The organism is Rhizobium sp. RU35A, assembly GCF_900156005.1.
GTDB classification, from domain to species: domain Bacteria; phylum Pseudomonadota; class Alphaproteobacteria; order Rhizobiales; family Rhizobiaceae; genus Neorhizobium; species Neorhizobium straminoryzae.
Map to the genome: position 1 here is coordinate 320,719 of NZ_FTMR01000005.1, position 24,051 is coordinate 344,769.

Sequence of the window (24,051 nt, forward strand, 5' to 3'; positions counted from 1 at the left end):
CGGACGCATCCCTTCGGCCCGTCGTGCATTCCCCCTCTAGGCAGGAGAACACTGCAATGATCGACACCCCGACCGAACTGGCGGTCTCCAGACGGCATGTGCTGCTGGGCAGCGCCGTCCTGTCCACCGCGATGGCCATGCCCTCGCTCGCCCTCTCCAAAACCGCGTCACCCTCGAAGGAAGGAATGCCTCCCATGACCGAACTGTTTGTGAAGACCAAGGATAACGTCCAGATCTACGTCAAGGACTGGGGTCCGAAGAACGCCCAGCCGATCGTGTTCCATCATGGCTGGCCGCTGTCGTCCGACGACTGGGATGCCCAGATGCTGTTCTTCGTCCAGCACGGCTACCGCGTGGTGGCGCATGACCGGCGCGGCCACGGCCGTTCCGAGCAGGTGAGCGAGGGGCATGACATGGATCATTACGCCGCCGATGCCTTCGCCGTCGTCGAACATCTCGATCTGAAGAATGCCGTCCATATCGGTCATTCCACCGGTGGCGGCGAGGTGGCGCGTTATGTCGCGAAGTTCGGCCAGCCGCATGGCCGTGTTGCCAAGGCGGTGCTGGTTGCAGCCGTTCCGCCGCTGATGCTGAAGACGCCATCCAATCCGGGCGGCCTGCCAATGGAGGTCTTCGACAGTTTCCGCAAGGGGGTCGCCGACAACCGCGCCCAGTTCTTCCTCGACGTGCCGACCGGCCCCTTCTACGGCTTCAATCGTCCGGGGGCGGCGGTCTATCCCGGCGTCATCCAGAATTGGTGGCGTCAGGGCATGATGGGCAGCGCCAAGGCGCATTACGATGGCGTCAAGGCCTTCTCCGAAACCGACCAGACCGAAGACCTGAAGACGATAACCGTGCCGACGCTGGTGCTGCACGGCGACGACGACCAGGTGGTGCCGATCGCCGATTCCGCCGAACTTTCGGTCAAGCTTCTGAAGAAAGGAACGCTGAAGGTCTACAAGGGATACCCGCACGGCATGCTGACGACCCATGCGGACGTGATCAACCCCGATCTGCTCGCCTTCGTGAAGGGCTGACCCTTCTCACCGCTGCCTGCATGGGCCCATGCAGGCGGCGGGAGATCCCGATCCGTTCCGGACGATGCCGCCCGCCAGTGTCGGGCGGCATACTGAGTGTTGCATTGCCGGATCGGCAACGAAACGCACTCAAAATTGTTCTTTATGCGAACGCCTGCTTCGGCAATGATCCCCTCATAATCTCAAAAAGAGAGGGGTCCGAAATGTCGCAGTTCACAGTCAGCAGGCGAGACTTCATGAGGACGGCGGCGGCGATCAGTGCCGTTGCCGCAGGCCAGACACTTGTTTCCATTCAGCCCGCAGGCGCGGCCTCGCCGGCGAAGGTGCGCATGCAGCTCGGCTGGCTCGCTTCCAACGGCCTGCTGGGTGAGGTCGTTGCCATGAAGAAGGGGTTTTACGCCGAGCAGGGCCTTGAACTCGAAATCGTTCCGGGCGGACCCAATGTCGATGGCGTCGCGGGTGTTGCCTCCGGCCAGTCGACCCTCGGCCAGATTTCCTCCAGCCCCTCCATCATGCTTGCGCGGGGCGCCGGCGTGCCGATCAAGGCAATTGCTGCCGGTTACCAGAAGCACCCTTATGCCTATTTCTCCCGCAAGGGAAAACCGATCCGGTCTGCGCAGGACATGATCGGCAAGACCGTCGCGATACAGCCGACCGGCGCCATCCTGCTGCGCGCGCTGCTTGCCAGGAACAATGTCCCCGAAGACAAGGTCAAGATCGTCAACATGGGGGCGGACATGAACCAGCTCGTCACCGGACAGGCCGATGCCGTCGTGGGCTGGATCACCAATACCAACGCGCTGAAGGTGCTGGGGGATGACCGCGTCGACCTGATGCTGTGGGATGCCGGCATCCAGCTATATGCCAACGTCTACTATACGACCGATGCCGAACTGGCGAAGCACCCGAAGGAACTCTCCGGCTGGATGGCGGCAACCGCCAAGGGCTGGGGCTATGCCCGGGACCACCAGGCTGAAGCCGTCGGCATTCTCGTGGACACTTTCCCCAATCTCGACAAGGCCAGCGAAATGGAAGCGATCGGCCCGCTGATGAAGTTCGCCTTCAACGAGACCACGAAGAGCGCCGGCTGGGGGGCGATGACCAAGGACAACTGGGCCGCCCAGATCAAGTCCTATGCCGATCTCGGCCAGTTCAAGGACAAGGTGCCGACGGTGGACGATGTCATGACGCTCTCGGTTCTGGACGCCACGGCCGACATCCGCAAACAGGTGGGATGACGCGCATGGCAATGGCTCAGCACAAGATCGATCTGCAGGCCCCCGAGCTTGCGCCTCCTGCGGTGTCCGTCGAGCATCTGCACGTGCGTTTCGGTGGTGGTCAGTCGGAATTTACCGCCCTGAAGGACGTGTCCGTCACCATCCCCAAAGGGGCGCTGGTGACCATGATCGGTCCTTCGGGATGCGGAAAATCCACGCTGTTGCGCTGCATCGCGGACCTCGTGCCCGTCAGCGATGGCACGATCTCCGTGCTGGGCCAGACGCCGCGGAAGGCGCGCGAGGGGCGTGATTTTGCCTTCGTCTTTCAGGAGGCGACGCTGCTGCCCTGGCGCAGTGTTCTCGATAATGTGCGCCTGCCGCTCGAAGTGGGCCGGCGCGCCGATACCGCGGCCTATGCGGACCCCGAGCGGCTGCTGGCACTCGTGGGGTTGCAGGGGCGGGAGAAGGCGCTGCCGCACGAGCTTTCCGGAGGACAGCGCCAGCGGGTGGCGATTGCGCGTGCGCTGATCAGCCGGCCGCGGATACTCCTGATGGACGAGCCCTTCGGCGCGCTGGACGAGATTACCCGCGACAAGCTCAACGAGGAACTGCTGCGGATCTGGAAGGAGACGGGCACCACCATCGTCTTCGTCACCCACTCGATCCCCGAAGCCGTCTTTCTCGGCGAACATGTGCTGATGCTTGCCGCCCATCCCGGTCGGGTCAAGGCCTACATCAAGGTGGATCTGCCGACCGAGCGAACGCTTGCCATCCGCGATACCGTGGAATTCATCCGCATCACCGCGCATCTGCGCCGGCTTCTGGAGGAATGCTGATGACCGATACGCTGCATTCCGTGGCCCCCACCGCGCGGGCCGGCATGGAGCCGGCCGTTCGTCGGGCGCTTCGAGCAAACCGCCTGCTCGCACCTGTCGCCGATCATATGCCGGCAATCCTCGCCATTGCAGGCTGCGTGATGCTCTGGCAGCTGGTGGTCTGGGCCTTTTCGGTGCCCACCTTCATGGCGCCGAGCCCGATTGCCGTTCTCTCCGCCTTCCGGGAAAACGGCGTAATCCTCTGGAACAACCTTCTGCCGACGCTGCTCGAAGCGGCGCTGGGCTTCGTGTCCGGCAATCTCGTCGCCATCCTGCTCGCGGTCTGGTTCGTCTACAGTCCGCTTGCGGAACGGGCCTTCTATCCGATTGCCGTGATCATCAAGTCTATCCCGATCATTGCGCTGGCGCCGATCCTGGTCCTGCTGGTCGGGAATGGCATCGCACCGAAGATCATCATCGCCGGGCTGATTTCATTCTTCCCGACGCTGGTGAACATGGTGCAGGGGCTGAAATCCGCGAGCCCGGCCATGCTGGACCTGATGCGTGTCCTGTCGGCCAGCAATGCGGAGATCTTCTGGAAGGTGCGGCTGCCGGCCTCCTTGCCTTTCCTGTTCGCCGCCCTGAAGATTGCGGCCACCAGCAGCGTGATGGGGGCGATCGTCGCCGAATGGATCGGCTCCAGCTACGGTCTCGGTGCCCTGATCATCGAGGCGACCTACAATTTCCGTTCGCCGCTACTTTACGCGACGGTGGTGATTGCGGCCGCGCTCGCCGTCATCCTGTTCTTTGTGGTGGCGATCGTCGAGAAGAAAGTGGTGCGCTGGAAACCCGGCAACCACGGCTGAACCGTTCCAAATCCCTCTGAAAACCTGGCCCGCGTTCGAAGCATCGACCGTGCCCTTTGTCATGCCGGCATGTCCGGGAGGAAAATCCATGCAAGCCATGATCGCTGTCCCTCAGAAACAGGCCAAGATCGTCGACCGCTCGGATGTGGTCGTGGTCGGAGGCGGCCCCGCCGGCATTTCGGCCGCCATCTCGGCCGCCCGCAACGGCGCGTCGGTAACGCTCATCGAGCGCTATCCCTATCTCGGCGGTCTTGCCGCCGGCGGCATGGTTCTCGTTCTCGATGATATGGTCAACGGACTGGATATCACCGTGCAGGGGATCTGCACCGAGATGATAGAACGCATGCGCGCGAAAAACCTCTGCGTTGTGCCCGACGAGAATGACCGCCAGATCGACCGGCGTGACCTGCCGGAAAGCTGGCGTCGCTGGGCACGCTGGGGGCTCTTCGATTTTCACACGCCGACCGCCCCGCACCCGATCTGTTATGCGGCCGCCTTCGATCCGGATGCATTCAAGCAGGTTTCCTATGACATCTTTGCCGAATGCGGCATCAAGCTTCGCACGCACAGTTGGTTTGCCTCTGCCATCGTCGAGGATGCGACGATCAAGGGTGTCATCTGCCAGACCAAGTCCGGTCTCGAAGCCATCATGGCGGGCGTGGTGATCGATGCGACCGGCGACCTGGACGTCGCGGCCAATGCCGGCGCCTCCCATGTCGAGGACAGCTTCATCCTCACCACGGTCTCGCGCTGGGGCGGCGTGGATACGGAGGCCGCCGAGCGTTTCGAGTTCGAGGAACCGGAGCGGTTCAAGCGTCTCGACCACGAAGCCAAGCGGTTGATCGGCGGATGCTGGTCCTACTGGTGGCTGAAGACGCCGCTGCCGGGCGTCATCTGGCTCAACTGCCCGCACATGCCGAAACTGTCCGGTCTCAAGGTCGAGGATCTCGCTGCCGCCGAGGTGGAGGGCAGGGCGCGCATGGGGCGGCTGCTCGAATTTGCACGCCAGACGCTGCCGGGCTTCGAAAAGGCTTATGTGGTGGATTTCGCGCCCCAGACCGGCGTCCGCCAGACGCGCATGCTGCAGGGCGAATATGTGGTGACCAAGGAGGATGTGATGAGCCGGCGTCACTTTGCCGACAGCGTCTGCCGGGGCAGGGACTATTACACCCCGTATCGGGCGCTTCTGCCGAAGGAGATCGACCAGCTTCTGGTCGCCGGCCGCCACTATTCCGCAACGCCGCAGGCCCAGAAGTCGAGCCGCGAAATTCCCCCCTGCATGGCCATGGGCGAGGCCGCCGGCGTTGCCGCCACGGTGGCGCTCAAGGCCGGGACCACCGTTCGCCAAGCGGACATCACCGCAATCCAAAGACAGATGCGGGCGCAGGGTGCCGATCCCGGCGACCGGCCGTCCGCCAATGCAAGCTACCTGGAGGCAGCAGAATGACCACCCTTCCCTTGTCCGGCATCCGTGTCGTGGATTTCACCCAGGTCATGCTTGGCCCCTGCTGCACGCAGATGCTGGCGGATTACGGGGCTGACGTGATCAAGATCGAGAAGGAGAAGATCGGCGATCTCTCGCGCTGGTCGTTGGGCTCCGATCCGGATGGACTGAACAATCCGGTCTTCTGCTCGCTCAACCGCAACAAGCGCAGCCTGGCGCTGGATCTGAAGCGGGACGACGCCCGCGCCGCCGTGCTGGCGCTGATCGACCAGGCGGATGTTGTGGTCAACAACTTCCGGCCCGGCGTGATGGAGCGCATGGGTTTTGGCTACGAGGCGCTGAGGGCGCGCAATCCGCGCCTTATCTTTGCAGTCGGCACGGGTTATGGACTGACGGGCCCCTATGAGCACAAGGGAGGCCAGGACGTGCTGGCGCAGGCCGTTTCCGGCGTCATGCGTCGCAAGTCGGACCAGAGCCACCCGCTGTCCATCTATGCCACTCCGCTTGCCGATTTTTCCGCCGGCATGCATCTCGTCCAGGGCATTCTGCTGGCATTGCTGCACCGGGAAAAGACCGGAGAGGGCCAGCAGGTGGCCGTCAGCCTCTATTCCTCCATGCTGGCCATGCAGATGCAGGAAGGCACGGTGCACATGATGCGCAACAGGGAGCTGAACTGGGGTGCCTTCCCGCTGACCGGTGTATTCGAGACGACGGATGGGGCGATCGTCATGGTCGGGGCCTTCAGGCAGAACCCGCTGCAGGACATCTGCACGGCGCTTGAGATCGAAGACCTCTCGGCCAATCCCCGCTATGCCAATTTCGACCTGCAGATGCAGCATCGTCCGGAACTGCAGACGGTGTTCCGAGAGGAGTTCCGCAAAAACAGCGCCGCGCACTGGATCGCCCGGCTGGAGGGTGTCGACATTCTCTGCGCGCCGGTGCGCACCATTGCCGATGCCCTGCAGGACGAGCAGACCCTGATCAACCGCATGATCCTCGATGCAGGCGAAACACCGGCAGGCCCGATCCGTCTGATCGGGTCGCCGATCGACATGTCGGCGGCCGAGGTGACGGTGCGCATTCCGCCGCCGCGCCTTGGCGAGCACAATGCGGAAATCCTCGCTTTGCTCGGGGAGAAGAGCCGTGAGGATGCCGCATGAGCATCCGTTTTTCCGTCAGCGACCGCGTGGCGCGCGTCACCATCGACCGTCCGGAGCGGATGAATGCGGTGGATGCGGCCTGCGAACAGGCGCTCGAAGCCGTCTGGCAGGATATCGAGCGACGCGACGACGTCAGTTGCGTGGTGGTGACCGGTGCCGGTGCCAGGGCTTTCTGTGCCGGCGCCGATATGAAGGGCGTCACCACGTCCGGTCTCGATTACTGGGCTGAGGATCGTCCGCATGGTTTTGGCGGTCTTTCCTTTCGCCGCAGCCTGGATGTCCCGGTCATCGCCCGCGTCAACGGCTTTGCGCTGGGCGGCGGTTTCGAGATGGTGCTGGGGTGCGACATCGTGATTGCTGCGTCCACGGCACGCTTCGGTCTGCCGGAAGCGCGGGTGGGTCGGATGCCGCTCGATGGCGGCATGGTTCTTCTGCAGCGAAAGATTCCGTTCAACCGTGCCATGGCCGTTCTGATGACCGGCAGACAGTTCAGCGCAGAAGAGATGCACGCGTTCGGGCTTGTCAACGAAGTGGTGGAACCGGACGCGCTGGATGATGCCGTCGAGCGGTGGGTCACAGAGATCGTGGCCTGTGCGCCGCTCTCCCTGAAGGCAATCAAGCACACCGTCAACCGAACGGGACATCTGTCTCCGGCAGAGGCGCAGGCGCTGCGAACCGTGCCGCTGGTCAGGGCCTTGCGGAGCGAGGACGCAGAGGAAGGGGTAACGGCATTTCTCGAAAAGCGAGCGCCCGTCTGGAAGGGCCGTTGAGCTTGCGCCGACGCCAAAACCCTATCAGGATATGGCGTTGTACACGGAATGCGCCGGGTTCCCGTTGATCGCGACGCATTGCGGATCTCCCGGTTTTCGCGCGTCGCTGAGGGAAACCGGATTCCAGTTTTCCCGGACAAACGCAAAGGCCCGATGGAGGCGCCATGCATGCCAGCATTCTGAAATATTTTGCGGCCGTGGCCCGCTCGGGCTCCATCCGCAAGGCATCGGAAGAGCTGCATGTGGCGACCTCGGCGCTCAGCCGGCAGATCAAGAAGCTGGAAGACGAGTTGGGCATGCCGCTGTTCGAGCGGTTGCCCGATGGCCTTCGCCTGACGGGGGCAGGCCGCATCGTGCTTCGCCATGCGCGGGAAACGCTGCAGGACTACGAGGTGATGCGCGGCGAGCTCGGCGATCTCGCCGGCAAGATCACCGGCCGCATTCCCATCGCCTGCCTCGACAGCCTGGCGATTACCTTCATGCCCCAGTGCCTGATGGATTTTAACCGCAACCATCCGGCCGTGGATTTCCGGATCCGGACGGAAAACTATGCACGGATCTTCGGCCTGCTGACGGATGATGATGTGGATATCGGCATTACCTTTGACATCGCGCGGCCGGGCGACGTCCGGCTTCTGTCCTCGGTCCCGATGCCGATCATGGCGATCGTTGCACGCAACCATCCGCTCGCCCGGATGAAGACGGCCTCCGTCGAACAATGCGCCCAGTTCAAGCTGCTGCTGCAACTGGACAATGACGTCACCAGCTGGATGTTTTCGCTCGAACTCGGCGCGTTGGAGCGTCATGCGCGCGCCCTTGTCTCCAGCAACAACCAGATGATGCTGAAACCGCTGATCCTTTCGGGTAACGGCGTTGCCTTCTACACGCCCATGGGCTTCTACGAGGAGCTGAAGGCCGGCGAGGTGGTGGCCCTGCCGATTTCAGGGCTTCGCAACGAGATGGCGCGGCTGGGGGTGATGGTTCCGCGCACCCGCAAGCTGCCTTATGCCTCGGAGGTCATGGCGGGCTTTCTGGCGGATCGTCTGGCAATCTTTGCCCGGACGATCGAAGAGATCGTCGTGCGCTAGAACGTTTCCGGCGACACCGGGATCGCCCGAAGCGCTCCATTTATTCCTACGCAATTCCGGAGGCGAAACCGTTGCCGCGTTTCGCTGGAGTTGCATCATTCCGCGCGTTTAGCGCATTCCGGGTCGTCAGGCCGTCATCCGTTCCGACTGCAGGACGACGGATGCAAGCGTCTCCCGGGCAGTCTCGTCGGTGATGGGAAGGTTGGGTGGCATGACATGCGTCCAGATGGCATTCCCCGTCCGGCGCCCGACGAGGTGTTTGACGGCGCCGATCAGCGGAAAGGCGGCAACGCCGGCGCGCAGCGCGCGGACCTTTTGTGCGAGCGTGTCATTTTCCTGGTCCCGCCAGAGCCTGTCCGCAAGTGCCGGATTGACATTGACGGAGGCGGAGATGCAGCCGGCAAAACCTGAGGTCTCTGCTTCGGCCAGAGCCGTTTCGCTGCTGGGAAAGACGTCGAAATCCCGGATGGCTGCAAGGTTGCGTGCATAGTCGAGGTCGCCGGAACTGTCCTTTGCGCCGCGAATACGCTCAGGATGGGCGGCCTTCAGCCGCGTGGCAAAGTCCGGGCCGAACACAATGCCCGTCAACTGCGGGAAATTGTAGAGATAAAGGTCGATGGTGCCGGTTGCCGCGATCAACCGGTCGAACCAGGCAAACAGCCCGTCCTCGGATACCGGCTTGTAGTAGAAGGGCGGCAGGACAAGCGCTGCCGCATAACCGAGGCTCTCGGCCCGTTGTGTCAGGTCGATCGTGGTTGCGAGATCGGGTGTGGCAGTCCCGACCATCAGCCGGGAGCGATCGAGATTCTCCGCTGCAACCGTCATGATCTCCCGGCGGAGCGATACGGACAGGGAATTCGCTTCGCCGGTCGTGCCGAGGATGTTGAGCGCAGATGCGCCGTGATCGAGGCACCACTGCCCGTGTTCGAGGAAGGCGGCGGCGTCCAGTTTTCCGTCCAACGAGAACGGGGTCGGCACTGCCGGGATGACGCCCGTGATGTTTGATGGCTGCATGATGTTCTCCTCCTCAGGATGCCGTCGCGTGCAGGGGCCTGTCGAAGGCTGTGACCAGGGGATGATCCGCGGTGGTGGCCGTTCTGTCCCAGCCGCCGGGCGATCCGAGCCCGCTCACCGCCGGCGTGAAGAAGTCGCGGTTGATGCCGATGAAAGCCTGCCGATCCGGGCCGATCTCCTCATCCCAGGCAATTGCATCCACGGGACAGATCGACAGGCACAATCCGCAGTTGATGCATTCGTCGGGGTGGATGTAGAACATCCGGCCGCCCTCATAGATGCAGTCCACCGGGCACGCGGCGGTGCAGGCGCCATCCTTGACGTCGATGCAGGGCGTGGTGATCACATAGGCCATGTGTCCGGAACCTCGTTGTCGGCCGGCCGGGCAGGCGGGCGTGTCGAGGCATGTTTTCAGAGCAGCCCATTGCTGGGAAGTTGAGAGTTTCGCAGCCGTCGTTGCCGGTTCGGCAACGGACGGGGAAGGCGAACACGTCGTCTGTTCGGTCGCAACGAGACAACGGACCTTCCCGAGCGCGTCGGTTCGCCTGTCCGCGCACGGGAAGCAGGCATCGAGGCGTGAGTGTCAGGTGTCGCGTGCCAGACCTGCCAGGAAGTCATGGAAACGATCGGCCTGGATCGTGATGTGATCCCACAGCGCCTGTTCTGCATCCGCCCCGTTGCCGGCGAGGATCGCCTTGACGACCCTGTCATGTTCCGCAAACGATTGCTCGATGCGGTTCAGCGAGCGCAACTGGATGCGACGATACGGCTTGAGGCGTCGATGCAGCGCACGCGCCTGCTCTTCGAGAAACGGATTGGCGCTGGCGCGATAGATGGCCATGTGAAAGCGCTCGTTCTCGTAGTAGTAGGCGTCCGAGCCCTGGTTGACGGCTGTGCGGCACGCTTCGTGGCAGGCGAGGATCTCCTGCCGCGAGGTCTCGTCCAGCCGCCTTGCCGCCAGTCGCCCGGCCATGCCTTCGAGCCCGCCCATCACCTCGAACATGTGGATGAGGTCGGCTGGCGAGACCTTGCTCACCGTCGCGCCGCGCCGCGGCTTTATCTCCACAAGTCCCGCCTCCTGAAGCTGCCGCAACGCCTCGCGTACAGGCGTGCGGGACACGCCATACTGTTCGGCAAGGCTTTGTTCTTCCAGTCGATCACCCGGCCTGAACGTGCCTGAGACAATGGCGTCCTCGATACGATCGCGCAGGGACGGTGCACTTTTGGATTTCACATTCATGCTGAGCATACCCAGTTTTAATTTTTGTATACACGAGATTGACATCCGCATGCTCGTGCGTCATGAACTGTTTTAGCATTGTTAGCGACGGTATGCAATCACAGCAGACCTCGTTCGTTTCCGGGTTCGTGGGAGGAGCCAAGAATGTTATCGAAACTAATCAAGACTCTAGCTGCCGCTACCGTCCTGTCGTTCGGTGTGGGAGTGGCAGCGCATGCCGAGAGCGTGCTGCGGATTCGCGCTGTTGGCGACATCCAGCAGATGGATCCGCTGCTCAGCACCAACTACCCGATGCGCGACATGTCCTACCTGCTTTGGGACACCCTGTTTGCCATGGACGCCAATTTCGACGTCAAGCCTCAGATGGTGGATACCTATTCTGTCAGCGCGGACGGCAAGGTCTATGATTTCACGCTGCGCAGCGGTCTCATCTTCCACGATGGAGCGCCTGTCACGTCCGCAGACGTCATTGCGTCCGTCAACCGCTGGATGGGCAAGGACAGCCTGGGTCAGGAAATTGCCAAGCGTCTGGACAAGATCGAGGCGACGGGCGCGACCTCTTTCCGGATCACGCTGAAGGAACCCTTTGCGCAGCTCCTCAACGGGCTTGGTCGCATGACGGCCTATCCGCTTTTCATCATGCCGGAGCGCATTGCCAAGACGCCGATCGGTGAGAAGCTTCCTGCGCTGATCGGTTCGGGCCCGTTCAAGCTGGTCGAGTGGCAGCCGGGCGTGAAGTTCGTTGTCGAGAAGTTCAAGGGCTATGTGCCCCGCAGCGAGCCTCCGAGCAATCTGGCAGGTGGCAAGATCGCCAAGGTGGACCGGATCGAGCGCATCACCATCCCCGATGATACGAGTGCAGTGAATGCGCTTCTCGCCGGCGAGATCGATTTCGTCACCGAAATTCCCTATGATCAGCTTCCGATCGTCGAGGCCGACAAGAATTTTGCCGTCGCACCCAAGCCGCTTCTTGGTCGAAGCCTGCAGGTGGTTCTTAACCATACGCAGCCGCCCTTCAACGACATCAAGGTGCGTCAGGCAGTTCAGCTGGCCCTGAACCAGCAGGACTTCATGACGACGCTGCTCGGCGATCGCAAGGATCTCTACAAGGTCTGCGCCGCGATCTTCATGTGCGATGCGCCCTACGAGACCGATGTCAACAGCGACCGCTACATGAAGCCGGATCCCGAGAAGGCCAAGGCGCTTCTCAAGGAGGCAGGCTACAACGGGACGCCGATCACCTTCCTGCATCCCACCGATCAGCAGTTCCAGCGTGACATGGGGACAGTGCTCGTGCAGGCCCTGCGTAAGGCGGGCTTTACGGTGGATGACCGCCAGATCGACCTCGCCACGATGTTCTCCCGGCGCAACAACAAGGGCACGCCCGCAGAAGGTGGCTGGAACATGTTCCTCACCGCCTTTGGCGGCGACGCCATGATGGATCCGCTGACCAATCCATACGTCACCGGCGCCTGCGACAAGGCGTTCGTCGGCTGGCCCTGCGATGAGGAACTGCAGGCCCGCTGGAAGGCCTTCCTTCTGGCCGGCGATCAGGCCGCGCGCAAGGCGGCAGCAATCAAACTGCAGGAGCGGTCGAACGAGATCGTCACCTTTATCCCCATGGGCCAGCATTATGGCGTGGCGGGATGGAGCAAGTCCGTCTCCGGCATCATCGACAGTCCGCTGCAGCTCTACTGGAACATCGAGAAAAAGCAGTGACATGAAGCGGCGGCGTCACCCCGACGGGTGGCGCCTGCCGTCCTCGGGAGGCATGCATGTCCAATTTCGTCGTCCGGCGGCTTCTGTCGGTCATCCCCATCGCGTTCATCGTCCTGATTACGGTTTTTCTTCTGCTGCATATCGGTCCTGGCGATCCCGCCGCACTGATTGCCGGCGAGAATGCCACGCGCGACCAGATCGAAGCTATTCGCGAACGTCTGTTCCTCGACAGGCCGCTCCTCGAGCAACTGTTCCTCTATCTGTCGAATGTCGCGCATCTCGACCTTGGTCAGTCGGTCTATTCCGGCTTCCCCGTGCTGAAGCTCATTCTTCAGCGTGTCGAGCCGACGGCCGTACTTGCAGTTTCCACGCTGATACTCTCCGTTCTCATCGCCGTGCCGATGGGGGTATGGGGCGCATGGCGCGCGGGTTCAGCCATCGACACCTTCCTCATCGTCGCGTCCGTCGTCGGTTTCTCGGTGCCTGTCTTCGTGATCGGTTACGTGCTGGTGGATCTCTTTGCACTGCGCGCCGGCTGGCTGCCGGTTCAGGGCTACAAGCCCCTGTCCTCAGGTTTCTGGAACTGTCTGCGCAGCATCACACTGCCGTCGATCACGCTGTCCTTCCTGTTTTCCGCGCTGGTTGCGCGCATTACCCGCGCAACCATGCTGGAGGTGCTGGCGGAGGATTACATCCGCACTGCCCGCGCCAAGGGCGCCAACAACCGGCGCATCCTGATCGTGCATGCGCTCAAGAATATCGGCGTTCCCGTCGTGACCGTTATCGGCACCAGCTTTGCCGCACTGCTCGGAGGAGTGGTGATCACGGAGTCGGTCTTCAACATTCCCGGCATGGGGCGACTGACCGTCGACGCGATCCTGACGCGTGACTATCCGGTAGTTCAGGGTGTTCTCATCGTGTTTTCTTTTGTCCTGATCGCGGTCAACCTGCTGGTCGACCTGTCCTATGCTCTTTTTGATCCGCGGGTGCGCCAATGACGACGGTCTCTTCTCCCGCCCTCTCGAAGCCGAAACCGGCGCGTCCGGGCGTTGCGGTGTCGCTGAGCCTGCTGGCTCTGGCGGTCGTGATCCTGATGGCCATCTTCGGTCCGCTTGTTTTCGGTCTCGGCAATGATCTCAATCCGATGATGCGTCTGAAACCGCCAAGCGCCATTGCCTGGTTCGGGACCGACAATCTCGGTCGTGATGTCTTCGTGCGCACGGTATCGGGAGCGCGCAACTCCGTCACGGTAGGCCTGTGCACGGCCATCGTCGTGCTGGCGATCGGCGGCACGCTCGGTGTCGTGGCCGGCTATTTCAACTGGGTTGACCGCATCGTCATGCGCCTTGCCGATGGATTGATGGCCATTCCCGGCATCCTGCTGGCCATTGCCCTCGTATCCGTCCTGGGGGGCGGTCTGGTGACCGTCATCATCGCCATCTCGGTGCCGGAGATCCCGCGCACTGCCCGCCTGATGCGTAGCGTGGTGCTCAGCATCCGCGAACTGCCCTTCATCACCGCCGCGATTTCCGTTGGCTCATCCACGCCGAAGATCCTGCTGCGCCATATCGTCCCGAACGCGATCGGCATGCTGAGCGTCCAGGCCACCTATGTTTGCGCGGCTGCAATCCTTTCCGAGGCAGCCTTGAGCTTCCTCGGCGTCGGCACGCCGCCGGACGTTCCGAGTTGGGGCAACGTGATTGCCAGCGGCAAGGAGTATTTCCGTCTGGCACCATGGATCATCGCCTTTCCGGGCCTGCTGCTGTCCATCATGGTGCTGTCCATCAACATTCTCGGCGACAGACTGCGTGACCGTTTCGATCCGCGGCTCGCCGCAAGGAGGGCGTCATGACAGGCGAACCTTTCCTCAGTATTCGCAATCTCACCGTCGGTTTCGGGGCGGGTGGTGCCATCCGGGCCGTGCGCGACGTCTCGTTCGATCTCGAGGCCGGCAAGACGCTCTGTCTCGTGGGCGAATCCGGCTCGGGTAAGAGCGTTACCGCCACTTCCATCATGGGGCTGCACAAGCCGGGCAGCGCCCATGTCGAGGCGGCGACCATGCGTCTGGATGGCATCAACCTGCTGGAGTGCGACGAACGTGAAATGTCGCGTCTGCGTGGCTCGCTGATGGCGATGATCTTCCAGGATCCGATGTCGTCGCTCAATCCGGCGCTCACCATCGGCTTTCAGCTGCGCGAGGCGCTGCTTCTGCACGAGAAGATGAGCACGCGCGCCGCCAATGCCCGTGTCATGGAGGTTTTGCAGCGTGTTCGCATTCCCGATGCTGCCCGCCGCATGAGTGCCTATCCGCACCAGCTCTCCGGCGGCATGCGCCAGCGTATCATGATTGCGATGGCGCTCATCTGCCGGCCACGGCTGCTGATTGCCGACGAGCCGACCACCGCCCTTGACGTGACGGTTCAGGCACAGATCCTGTGGCTGCTCTCCGAACTGCAACGGGAATTCGGCACCGCGATCATCTTCATCACCCACGATCTCGGCGTAGTCGCCGAAATCGCTGATGATGTTGCGGTCATGTATGCCGGTTCGCTGGTGGAGCGCGGTCCCGTTCATGCCATCTTTGAAAATCCTGCGCATGGCTATACCGCAGGCCTGTTGCGGGCCACGGCCGAGTTCGTGCCGGGGGAACCGAGCCGTGGGCGGCTGGAAGAAATCCCGGGCAATGTGCCGAGCTTTTCCATGCTGCCGCAGGGGTGCAGTTTCGTTGAACGCTGCCGGTTTGCCGTGGACAGCTGCCACCGCCGCACGCCGGACTGGCGTGACGTAACCTTCGGCCATGCCTCCCGTTGCGACCAGCCGGTTGCCTACGGGCCGACCGCAAACCTCACCGTGGAGGTCTCCGCATGAGTGACAACACCGATGTCCTGGTTGCCGACAAGCTCGTGCGTCATTTCAAGACCGGCAAGGGACAGACCGTGCATGCGGTCAATGACGTGTCCCTGTCGATCGCGCCGGGTGAAACGCTGGCGCTGGTCGGCGAAAGCGGCTGCGGCAAGTCGACCCTTGGCCGCATGATCATGGGGCTTGACCGGCCCGACAGCGGCGCGGTCCACCTCCTTGGACGCGATCTTGCCCGCATGGGCAATCGGGATCTGCACACGGCGCGCCGCTCCGTCCAGATGATCTTCCAGGATCCCTCCGCCTCGCTCGATCCGCGCTGGACGGCGGAAGCCATCGTGCGCGAACCGCTGGACAATTTCCGGATCGGCACATCTGCGGAAAGACGTGACCATGTGCTGCAATTGCTGTCGAAGGTCGGACTTCGGCCGGATCAGGCAAAGCGCTATCCGCATGAACTCTCGGGGGGACAGAGGCAGCGTCTGGGCATTGCCCGCGCGCTTGCCACCCGTCCGCGCCTCGTCGTCGCAGATGAACCCGTGTCGGCGCTGGACGTGTCGATCCGGGCGCAGGTCATCAACCTTCTCTGTGACCTGCGCGACGAGATGAAACTGTCGTTGTTGTTCATTTCGCATGACATCGGCGTCGTCTCGCATATCAGCAACCGCATTGCGGTCATGTATCTCGGTCGTATCGTTGAGGCGGGGGAAACCGCAGCCGTGCTCAATGCACCGCAGCATCCTTACACCGTGGGCCTGCTTGAATCGGTGCCGCGTCCGCGTCCGGCAGATCGCAGGCAGCGCGCGCCACTGGAAGGCGACCCGCCAAGCCCTATCAACCTGCCCTCCGGCTGCGCCTTCCGCACCCGCTGCCCGATGGCTGTCGATGTCTGCGCAAATGTTGTTCCGCCCTTGCGGCCAACCGCATCGGGCCGCTTCAGCGCCTGCCATCGCGCCGACGACATGACGAAAAAGGAATTGCTCAATGTTTGAATTTCCGACACCCCTTGCCACCAATCGCTTCGAGGACGATGTCGTCGCGATCCTGGCCAGGTTGCAGCGAGGTCCTCTGCCGCAAAGGCCGATTGCCTTCTACGGCTCCTCCTCGTTCCGCCTCTGGGGAACAATGCAGCAGGATCTGCAATCGCTGGACATCGTCAATCTTGGCTTCGGCGGCGGCACGAACCTTTCCGGTCGTCATTACCTGCAAAAGCTGCTCATCCCGCTGAAGCCGGAACGCATCGTGCTCTACTTCGGTGAAAACGACATCGCCAATGATGGCCTGACAGGTCAGACGACCTTCGAACACATGAAGGCGCTGCTGGCCGATATCCGTGCAGAGCTTCCGGCTGCAAGGATCTTCGTGCTCGGCACCAAGCAAAGCCCGACCCGCTGGATCTATGCCGATGAGGTTGATCGCTACAACGCGCTGACCGAAGCCTGGTGCGGGGAGAGCGGTCAGGCGCATTTCATTGACGCATCCCGCGGTCTGATCGGCGAAAACGGCCGGCCGATGGGCCGCTATTATCAGCCCGATTTCATTCACCTGAATGCGGGCGGATACGCGCTCTGGGCCGAGGTGCTGAAACGCATTCCGGAACTTCTCGCCTGAATCCGTGCGGTCGTGCGGCGGATCGGAACGGCAGACGAAGCAGGCACGGTTCCAGCGCGTGGTGCCACCCCGCCGATCCGGATCGGCTCAGGTCTTTCCTTATCCGCCCTGCCGCTCCCGTCTGTCATATGGCTGCGGATTGCGACGCGTCTGCCTCTTTCCAAAATCCGCACGCCAGGAAAGGGCAGCAGGAGCCCGAACCAGACCCGCAGCGGATTGGCGGTTGCGCCCATCCATCCAGTTCATCGCCCGGCACCGTCCCGTCAGTCAGTCGAGGTTTTTACGCATGCCCAATCCACTTTACGACACCCTGTTTGCCCCCGGCCGTGACAGTGACGGTGCCTTTCTGATCGACGCAAAGGGAGAGGTGCTGCGCTATCGCGACTTTCACGCGCTTGCCGCCCGACAGGCCAATGTGCTCGTCGCGGCCGGCCTTCGAGCGGGCGACCGGCTTGCCGTGCAGGTGGAAAAGACGCCGCAGGCGCTGGCGCTTTATGCCGCCTGCGTCATGGCGGGCATCGTGCTTTTGCCCCTGAATACGGCTTATACGCTGACGGAACTCGACTACTTCATCGGGGATAGTGGCGCACGTGGAGTCATCTGCAGCCCGGGCATCGAGGTGGACCTGAAGCAACGGTGCGGCGCCGACGTCATGGTGCTGACGCTGGATGGCGATGGACGCGGCTCCCTGTCGGATGCAGCAGACGGTCAATCCGGCATCTTTGCCGTGGCCGAACGCGAGGAAAGTGACCTTGCGGCGCTTCTCTACACTTCGGGAACGACGGGCCGCTCCAAGGGGGCGATGCTCACGCATCTCAACCTTCTCTCCAATGCGCGCACTCTGGCCGAGATCTGGCGGTTTGGCAGCCGTGATGTCCTGCTGCACGCCTTGCCGATCTTCCATACGCATGGCCTGTTCGTGGCCTGCAACGTCACCCTGATGGCGCAGGCCTCGATGATCTTTCTGCCGAAGTTCGACCTGCCGGCGATGCTGCGGCTTCTGCCGGACGCAAGCGTGCTGATGGGGGTTCCGACCTTCTACACCCGTCTCCTCGGTGACGATCGCTTCAACCGGGATCTTGTCGCGCATATGCGCCTCTTTGTCTCCGGCTCTGCACCGCTTCTGGCCGAGACGCATGTCGAGTTCGAAGCGCGCACGGGCCATCGTATTCTCGAGCGCTACGGGATGACGGAAACCAACATGTCCGTCTCGAACCCCTACGAGGGCGAGCGTCGTGCCGGAACGGTCGGTTTTCCTCTGCCGGACGTGGACCTGCTGATCACCGATCCCGAGACCGGGACGGTTCTTCCCGTCGGCGAAACCGGCATGATCGAAGTCCGCGGCCCCAATGTCTTCAAGGGATACTGGGGAATGCCGGAAAAGACCAAGGCGGAACTGCGCGACAACGGGTTCTTCATCACCGGTGACATCGGACGCATCGATCCCGACGGCTACGTGCAGATCGTCGGTCGCGCCAAGGATCTCATCATTTCAGGTGGTCTGAACATTTATCCGCGCGAGATCGAGATGCTTCTCGACGAGCAGCCGGGCGTTCTGGAAAGCGCTGTCGTGGGCGTCCCCCATCCGGATTTCGGCGAGGCCGTCCTTGCCTTCCTCGTGCCCCGGCCCGGTGCGACGCTGGATCTGAGCGCCATCACCCGCACGGCCGCAGACAATCTCGCGCGCTTCAAGCAGCCCCGCGAGCTCATCGTGATCGAGGAACTGCCGCGCAATACCATGGGCAAGGTCCAGAAGGCAGCTCTGCGCGAGGCCTGCCAGAACCGATACACACAATGAAAGGTGGACATCTGCCGATACGACGTCGATCTTGCCGATCGAGCCAGTCGGTGGCCGCGTGTTTCGAGTCCTCTCATGCTCGAAGAGCGGGCCACACCTCGGCAGGCCAGTCCGCTGTGCGGTATCCGGGGGAATGCATCCGGCTGGAGGCGTTGCCCGATCTTGCCCCGGCTGGTCGTGTGAGGCCGCTGTTGATTGCCACCGAGAATTGGCTCTGACTCACATTGGCTGCTGTCGTGAAGGAGGTTTCCGCTGATCCACCGGAGGATCAGCAACGGGCCATCGATTACCGCATGCCAGTCTCGCGCCGTTTGGCCTTGTTGTGGAGACAGTGACGATCGTTGGGGAATGTGTTCAAGGTCGGCTTCGATCGCGCAATCTATCAGCGGCTTGTCCAGCCTGCGGGCGAGTAAGCCGTTGAATTCAAAGCTGATATGAGCGGCGACCTGCTGACTTAGCTCTCAGTGGCCGGCGGGTAGAGCTGACCGTCGTGACGCGCCGGTTCTGGTGCGATGCCGTATTGTGCAGCCGGCTTATCTTCTGCGAACAATTCGGTGACAACGTGCTGGCTCGCTATGGTCGACGCACCCAAAGGCGGGAGAGGATTGTTCACCATCTTGGCCTGGCGCTTGGCGGTAGACCTGCCGCAGCATTTGCCGGACGCCTGATGACGCCGGTGAGCAACGACACGTTACTGCGGGTGGTTCGCCGCCGTATTGGTGATCGGAACGAAGACCTCAACATTACAGGCATTCACGACTTTGCCTTCAGGCGAGGACAAACCTATGGAACGATTGTTTGTGACCTTGAACGGCGCAGACCCGTCACCCTTTTGCCGGATCGTGCGTTGGATGCGTCGCGAACATGGCTTGCCGAGCATCCGTCGATATCGATTGTCGCCCATGATCGGGGCGGTGGCTATGGTGAGGCCATGGCGAAGGCTCTGCCCGATTCTGCGCAGGTCGCCGATCGATGGCACCTGATGGAGAATTCCAGTCGGGCTTTCCTCGATGCCGTCGGCAAGTCGATGTGGCAGATCAGACCGGCTGTCGGCAGCAATGTCGTTGATCCCAGGCTTCTGACATACGCTGAGAAACTGCAGTCTGAGGGATATCCACGCCGTCAGGAAACGAACGAGGCGGTCCGGGTGCTGTTGAAGATAGCTGGCTGCCTTGTCTCAACAGCCGCTGGCAGGAAGGGGCACGGACCGTTTTGGCACTTTGTCGTGAGATGAAGACGAAGGGTTTTGCGAGGCAGAGTGGCGTCGTCTCGCAATGGGCACAAGGCCGACGTCCTGCGGAAACGGCCAATCAGAGCGGGCTCGCCGGAACGCCGTCCGCACGGGGCATCGCACCGCTCATGACCGCAGCGCACGCTGACTTTGCAAAGTCCGAAGCGATACTCGTAGCGGCGATCGAAGTGAACGTCCCGGAGCTTGTCGCCGCCCGCACGGCCATCGGCGACTTCCAGTCCATGATCCGCTGGAAGACAGCGGCAAACGCGACGAATGGCTGGAAGCTGCTAGGAACAGCCTTGTCGGATCCTTCGCCGGCGGCGTCGAAAAGGACCTCGACGCTGTAAGAAACACGATCATCTCGCCGTGGTCGAACGGGCAAACGGGCAAACGGGCAAACGGAATGACAGATCACACGTCTAAAGCTCTTTAAACGCCAGATGTACGGAAGAGCAAAGCTCGATCTGCTGCAAGCGCGCTCAACCGGCGCATTGTAGGGGAGGCACGTCAGCAAATGTGCGTCAGAGCCAGATCAGCAAGGGGAAGCTTGTAAAACACCAGATGGACGGGCGAGGAAACATCGACGGCGTTATGGGCCGCTTCAGCGACGCCGGATAGGCATTTGATCACCCGAATTGCGACTTCCCCGTCTGACAGCACGAAAGTCGAGAGGAACAGCCGGGTACCACCACTCGTGCAACCTGGAGGGGAGACTGTTCGTGCTCCCTTTAATTATCAGCCACTGACGTGCCAAACATCTTTTTTCACTTGACGTATTTGGATCGTTCCATATGCTGTTTGGATCGATCCAAAAAAAACTGCATGCTTTCGGGGAGGAGGCTATGCGCTGGGCCTTGGTGGGCGCGAGCACGATCGCGTCGCAACACATGATCCGGGCGATCCGCGCTCAAGCGGGCGGCGAGGTTGCACGCGTCGTCAGCGGTTCCCGCGACCGCGCCGAGGCCTATGCCCGCGCGCATGGCATCCCGGGCTATGGCACCGATCTCAAGGAGGCTCTGGCCGATGCGGCCATCGATGCCGTCTATATTTCGACGACAAACGAGAAGCATTTGCCGCAGGCTCTGGCCGCGATCGCAGCCAAAAAGCATGTGCTCTGCGAAAAGCCATTGGCAATGACGGTTCCGGACGCTGCTGCCATGGTGCGTGCGGCCGATGAGGCGGGCGTGACCTTCGCCACCAACCATCACCTGCGCTGCTCGGGCAGCCACCGCGCCGTGCGGGCGCTGATCCGCGAGGGCCGCGTCGGCAAGGTTCTGTCGGTCCGCGTCTTCCATGCGGTGCATCTGCCGGAAAACCTGCAGGGCTGGCGCATCAATTCGGCGGCTGAAGGCGGCGGCGTCATTCCGGATATCACCGTCCACGATGCCGATGTCGTCCGCTTCCTGCTGGACGAAGACCCGGTCTCCGTCGTGGCGCAGGCGACGAGTTCCGGCATGGGGCAGGGCGTCGAGGATTCCGCCATGTCCGTCTGGGCGATGCCCTCCGGCGCGATGGTGATGAGCCACGAGAGCTTCACCCATCCCTTTGCCGGGAGCGGTCTCGAAGTCCACGGCACGCAGGGCTCGATCTTCGCGCGCGGCGTGATGACCCAGAAGCCGGTCGGCGAGATCGAACTGGTCGGTGCGGCAGGCCGCCATGCGATCCCCTTCGATGCGCACGATCTCTACATCACCGGCGTTGCCGAATTCGAGGCAGCCGTGCGGGGCGAGGGGCAGCCCGCCGCGACCGGCATCGATGGCGTGAAGTCGCTTGCCGTGGCGGCTGCGGTGCGCGAGGCCGCCGAAACGGGCGCCCGCGTGGCAATCAATTATGGAGGCATGAAGTGAGCAAGGTCGTCAGCGCGGCAGAAGCCGTTGCGCGCATTCCCGATGGCGCGGTGGTCACCGTCTCCTCCTCCTCCGCACTCGGCTGTCCCGATCTGGTGCTGAAGGCGCTGGGCGAGCGCTTCGACGCGGAAGGCCACCCGCGCAATCTCACCACGCTGCATCCGATTGCAGCCGGCGACATGTATGGCGTCAAGGGCATGGACCATATCGCCAAGGACGGACTTCTTTCCCGCGTACTTGCCGGCTCCTATCCGTCCGGCCCGTCGAACCTGCCGATGCCGGACATCTGGAAGATGATCGTCGAGGATCGCGTCGCGGCCTATAACGTGCCGTCGGGCGTCATGTTCGACATGCATCGCGAAGCCGCCGCCCGCCGTCCGGGCGTGCTGACCCGTGTCGGTCTCGAAACCTTCGTCGATCCGATCCGCGAAGGCTGCGCGATGAATGCGAAGGGCGCGGCCGCGCCCATCGTCTCGCGCGTCGAATTCGGCGGCGAGACCTGGCTACATTTTCCCAATATCGTGCCCAATGTTTGCATCCTGCGCGCCACGACCGCGGACGAGCGCGGCAACCTGACCTATGAGCATGAGGGGGCCTATCTCGGCGGTCTGGAACAGGCGATCACCGTGCGCAACCATGGCGGCCTCGTGATCGCGCAGGTGAGCCGCACGACTGCCGCGGGGAGTCTCCGCCCGCATGATGTGCGCGTGCCGGGCCATCTGGTTGACTTTGTCGTCATCGATCCGCACCAGAAACAGACCTGCGAAACGCCCTATGATCCAGCGATTTCCGGGCAGATCATGCGGCCCTGGTCGAGCTTCAAGCTGGCCGAGCACGGCGTCGAGAAGGTCATTGCCCGGCGTGCCGCGATGGAGCTGAAGGGTGGCATGACGGCCAATCTCGGCTTCGGCATCAGCGCGCAGGTGCCGCGCATCCTCCTCGAAGAAGGCCATCCGGACGCAGTCACCTGGGCGATCGAGCAGGGGGCCGTGGGCGGCATGCCGCTCACCGATTTCGCCTTCGGCTGCGCCTCGAATGCGGATGCCTATGTGCCGTCGCCGCAGCAGTTCATCTATTTCCAGGGCGCAGGCTTTGATGTCTCGTTCCTGTCCTTCCTCGAGGTCGATGTGGAGGGCAATGTGAATGTCTCCAAGCTCGGCAAGAAGCCGTATCTGACGGCCGGCTGTGGCGGCTTCGTGGACATCACGGCGCATGCGAAGAAGATCGTCTTCTCCGGCTGGTTCGAGGCGGGCGCGGAGATCGTACTGAGCGACAGCGGCATCCGCGTCGCAAAACCCGGCAAGTTCACCAAGATGGTCGAGCGGGTCGAACACGTCACCTTCTCCGGTAACCGCGCGCGGGCACAAGGACAGGACGTGCTCTACATCACCGAGCGCTGCGTCATGCGGCTCGGCGACGGCGGGCTGGTCGCGACCGAAATCATGCCGGGCATCGATGCTGAGGCCGATATCGTCGGCGCATCGCAGGGCCGGGTGCGCGTCGCCGAAAACGCTTCGACCATGCCGGCGAGCCTCTTTGCCACCCAGCCGATGGGGTGGACCCCATGAGCGACGTTCATCTCGACATTCGCGGCCGCATCGCGGAAATCCGGCTCGATAATCCGTTGAAGCTCAATGCCTTCACGGTCGACATGCTGGCGCGGCTCGCCGCCCATCTCGACACGATCGAACGCGACGCGCAGATCGCCTGCGTCCTCGTCACCGCCGAGGGCGAGAAGGCCTTCTGCTCGGGCGCCGATATCAACGGCTGGGGCGATCTCACGCCCGCCGAATTTGCCCGCCACTGGGTGCGCGGCGGCCACCGCATCTTCGACCGGCTGGCGCGGCTCTCCAAGCCGACGATTGCCGTGCTGAACGGCCACGCCTTCGGCGGCGGGCTGGAACTGGCCTCCGCCTGCGACATCCGCGTGATGACGCCCCGCGCGACGATTGCGCTGCCCGAGGCGGCTGTGGGCATCGTGCCGGGCTGGTCGGGCACGCAGCGCCTCGCGCGGCTGCTCCCCGAACCGGTGCTGAAGGAAATGGCGCTCTTCGGCCGCCGCATCAGCGCCGAGCGGGCGCTGCAATTCGGCTTCGCTGCCGAGGTCGGCGAGGATGTCCGCGCGCTCGCCGAAGCCATGGCCATGCGTGTGACGGAGCTTTCGCCGCGCGCCGTCGAGATCGGCAAATCCATGATCCATGCCGCTCGGGATGAAGATGCCGGCGCAATGATCGAGGCGCTGGGCAGCGCCGCCATTTCCGCCAGTGACGACCGCAATGAAGGCGTTGCCGCCTTCAGGGAAAAGCGCAAACCCACATTTTCCGGACAATGA

Annotated in this window: 21 protein-coding genes and 1 pseudogene; 19 read left to right on the top strand and 3 right to left on the bottom strand. The window is 62.6% G+C overall.

Annotated elements, in window-relative coordinates; genetic code table 11:
* The first annotated feature begins 56 nt into the window (after positions 1-56).
* The 8 genes from F3H95_RS13830 to F3H95_RS13865 all read left to right on the top strand — a co-directional run bounded on the left by F3H95_RS13830 (position 57) and on the right by F3H95_RS13865 (position 8,397).
* Positions 57-1,037: an alpha/beta hydrolase gene (locus F3H95_RS13830; protein ID WP_149746418.1), complete on the top strand. Its 981-nt coding sequence runs from the start codon at positions 57-59 to the stop codon at positions 1,035-1,037.
* A gap of 203 nt (positions 1,038-1,240) precedes the next feature.
* Complete coding sequence (locus tag F3H95_RS13835) at positions 1,241-2,275, top strand: ABC transporter substrate-binding protein (protein ID WP_149746419.1); 1,035 nt, start codon at positions 1,241-1,243, stop codon at positions 2,273-2,275.
* A gap of 5 nt (positions 2,276-2,280) precedes the next feature.
* A complete protein-coding gene (locus tag F3H95_RS13840; protein WP_143124350.1) occupies positions 2,281-3,090 on the top strand; it encodes an ABC transporter ATP-binding protein in 810 nt (269 codons plus the stop codon).
* 44 nt (positions 3,091-3,134) lie between these two features.
* A complete protein-coding gene (locus F3H95_RS13845) occupies positions 3,135-3,935 on the top strand; it encodes an ABC transporter permease (protein ID WP_244618017.1) in 801 nt (266 codons plus the stop codon).
* Between the two features lie 88 nt (positions 3,936-4,023).
* Entirely contained in the window at positions 4,024-5,382 is a 1,359-nt protein-coding gene (locus tag F3H95_RS13850; RefSeq protein WP_149746421.1) for an FAD-dependent oxidoreductase, read from the top strand.
* Positions 5,379-6,539, top strand: coding sequence for a CoA transferase (locus F3H95_RS13855; protein ID WP_149746422.1), 1,161 nt, complete (start codon positions 5,379-5,381; stop codon positions 6,537-6,539). Before F3H95_RS13850 ends, F3H95_RS13855 begins: the two co-directional genes overlap by 4 nt.
* The gene (locus F3H95_RS13860) at positions 6,536-7,309 is read left to right on the top strand and encodes an enoyl-CoA hydratase-related protein (protein WP_149746423.1); all 774 of its coding nucleotides are present in this window, start codon (positions 6,536-6,538) and stop codon (positions 7,307-7,309) included. The genes F3H95_RS13855 and F3H95_RS13860 overlap by 4 nt, the downstream gene beginning before the upstream one ends.
* A 164-nt stretch (positions 7,310-7,473) precedes the next feature.
* A complete protein-coding gene (locus tag F3H95_RS13865; RefSeq protein ID WP_149746424.1) occupies positions 7,474-8,397 on the top strand; it encodes a LysR family transcriptional regulator in 924 nt (307 codons plus the stop codon).
* A gap of 126 nt (positions 8,398-8,523) precedes the next feature.
* Here F3H95_RS13865 and F3H95_RS13870 read toward each other — a convergent pair whose 3' ends face one another.
* The 3 genes from F3H95_RS13870 to F3H95_RS13880 form a co-directional block, all read right to left on the bottom strand.
* Positions 8,524-9,411 (bottom strand): dihydrodipicolinate synthase family protein, encoded by an 888-nt coding sequence (locus F3H95_RS13870; protein WP_149746425.1) that lies wholly within the window; start codon positions 9,409-9,411, stop codon positions 8,524-8,526.
* 13 nt (positions 9,412-9,424) lie between these two features.
* On the bottom strand, positions 9,425-9,766 hold the full coding sequence (fdxA, locus tag F3H95_RS13875) for a ferredoxin (RefSeq protein ID WP_149746426.1): 342 nt from the start codon (positions 9,764-9,766) through the stop codon (positions 9,425-9,427).
* A 228-nt stretch (positions 9,767-9,994) separates the two neighbouring features.
* Positions 9,995-10,651, bottom strand: a complete 657-nt coding sequence (locus tag F3H95_RS13880) for a GntR family transcriptional regulator (RefSeq protein WP_143124342.1) — start codon at positions 10,649-10,651, stop codon at positions 9,995-9,997.
* 144 nt (positions 10,652-10,795) lie between these two features.
* On the opposite strand from F3H95_RS13880, the gene F3H95_RS13885 reads away from it, so the two are divergent.
* From F3H95_RS13885 to F3H95_RS13935, 11 genes and pseudogenes are all read left to right on the top strand, one after another.
* Entirely contained in the window at positions 10,796-12,370 is a 1,575-nt protein-coding gene (locus F3H95_RS13885) for an ABC transporter substrate-binding protein (RefSeq protein ID WP_143124341.1), read from the top strand.
* Positions 12,371-12,426: 56 nt separating this feature from the next.
* Positions 12,427-13,368, top strand: a complete 942-nt coding sequence (locus F3H95_RS13890) for an ABC transporter permease (protein WP_143124340.1) — start codon at positions 12,427-12,429, stop codon at positions 13,366-13,368.
* Positions 13,365-14,222: an ABC transporter permease gene (locus F3H95_RS13895; protein WP_143124339.1), complete on the top strand. Its 858-nt coding sequence runs from the start codon at positions 13,365-13,367 to the stop codon at positions 14,220-14,222. Before F3H95_RS13890 ends, F3H95_RS13895 begins: the two co-directional genes overlap by 4 nt.
* On the top strand, positions 14,219-15,238 hold the full coding sequence (locus tag F3H95_RS13900; RefSeq protein WP_143124338.1) for an ABC transporter ATP-binding protein: 1,020 nt from the start codon (positions 14,219-14,221) through the stop codon (positions 15,236-15,238). Before F3H95_RS13895 ends, F3H95_RS13900 begins: the two co-directional genes overlap by 4 nt.
* On the top strand, positions 15,235-16,221 hold the full coding sequence (locus F3H95_RS13905; RefSeq protein WP_149746427.1) for an oligopeptide/dipeptide ABC transporter ATP-binding protein: 987 nt from the start codon (positions 15,235-15,237) through the stop codon (positions 16,219-16,221). Before F3H95_RS13900 ends, F3H95_RS13905 begins: the two co-directional genes overlap by 4 nt.
* A complete protein-coding gene (locus F3H95_RS13910) occupies positions 16,214-16,840 on the top strand; it encodes a GDSL-type esterase/lipase family protein (protein WP_143124336.1) in 627 nt (208 codons plus the stop codon). The genes F3H95_RS13905 and F3H95_RS13910 overlap by 8 nt, the downstream gene beginning before the upstream one ends.
* Positions 16,841-17,126: 286 nt before the next feature.
* Entirely contained in the window at positions 17,127-18,638 is a 1,512-nt protein-coding gene (locus tag F3H95_RS13915) for a malonyl-CoA synthase (protein WP_149746428.1), read from the top strand.
* Between the two features lie 322 nt (positions 18,639-18,960).
* Positions 18,961-20,369, top strand: a pseudogene (locus F3H95_RS13920) (ISL3 family transposase).
* 345 nt (positions 20,370-20,714) lie between these two features.
* Complete coding sequence (locus F3H95_RS13925) at positions 20,715-21,719, top strand: Gfo/Idh/MocA family oxidoreductase (protein WP_149746429.1); 1,005 nt, start codon at positions 20,715-20,717, stop codon at positions 21,717-21,719.
* Positions 21,716-23,287 carry a CoA-transferase gene (locus F3H95_RS13930; protein ID WP_149746430.1) on the top strand — a complete coding sequence of 524 codons (1,572 nt, stop codon included), beginning with the start codon at positions 21,716-21,718 and terminating at the stop codon, positions 23,285-23,287. Before F3H95_RS13925 ends, F3H95_RS13930 begins: the two co-directional genes overlap by 4 nt.
* The gene (locus tag F3H95_RS13935; protein WP_149746431.1) at positions 23,284-24,051 is read left to right on the top strand and encodes an enoyl-CoA hydratase/isomerase family protein; all 768 of its coding nucleotides are present in this window, start codon (positions 23,284-23,286) and stop codon (positions 24,049-24,051) included. Before F3H95_RS13930 ends, F3H95_RS13935 begins: the two co-directional genes overlap by 4 nt.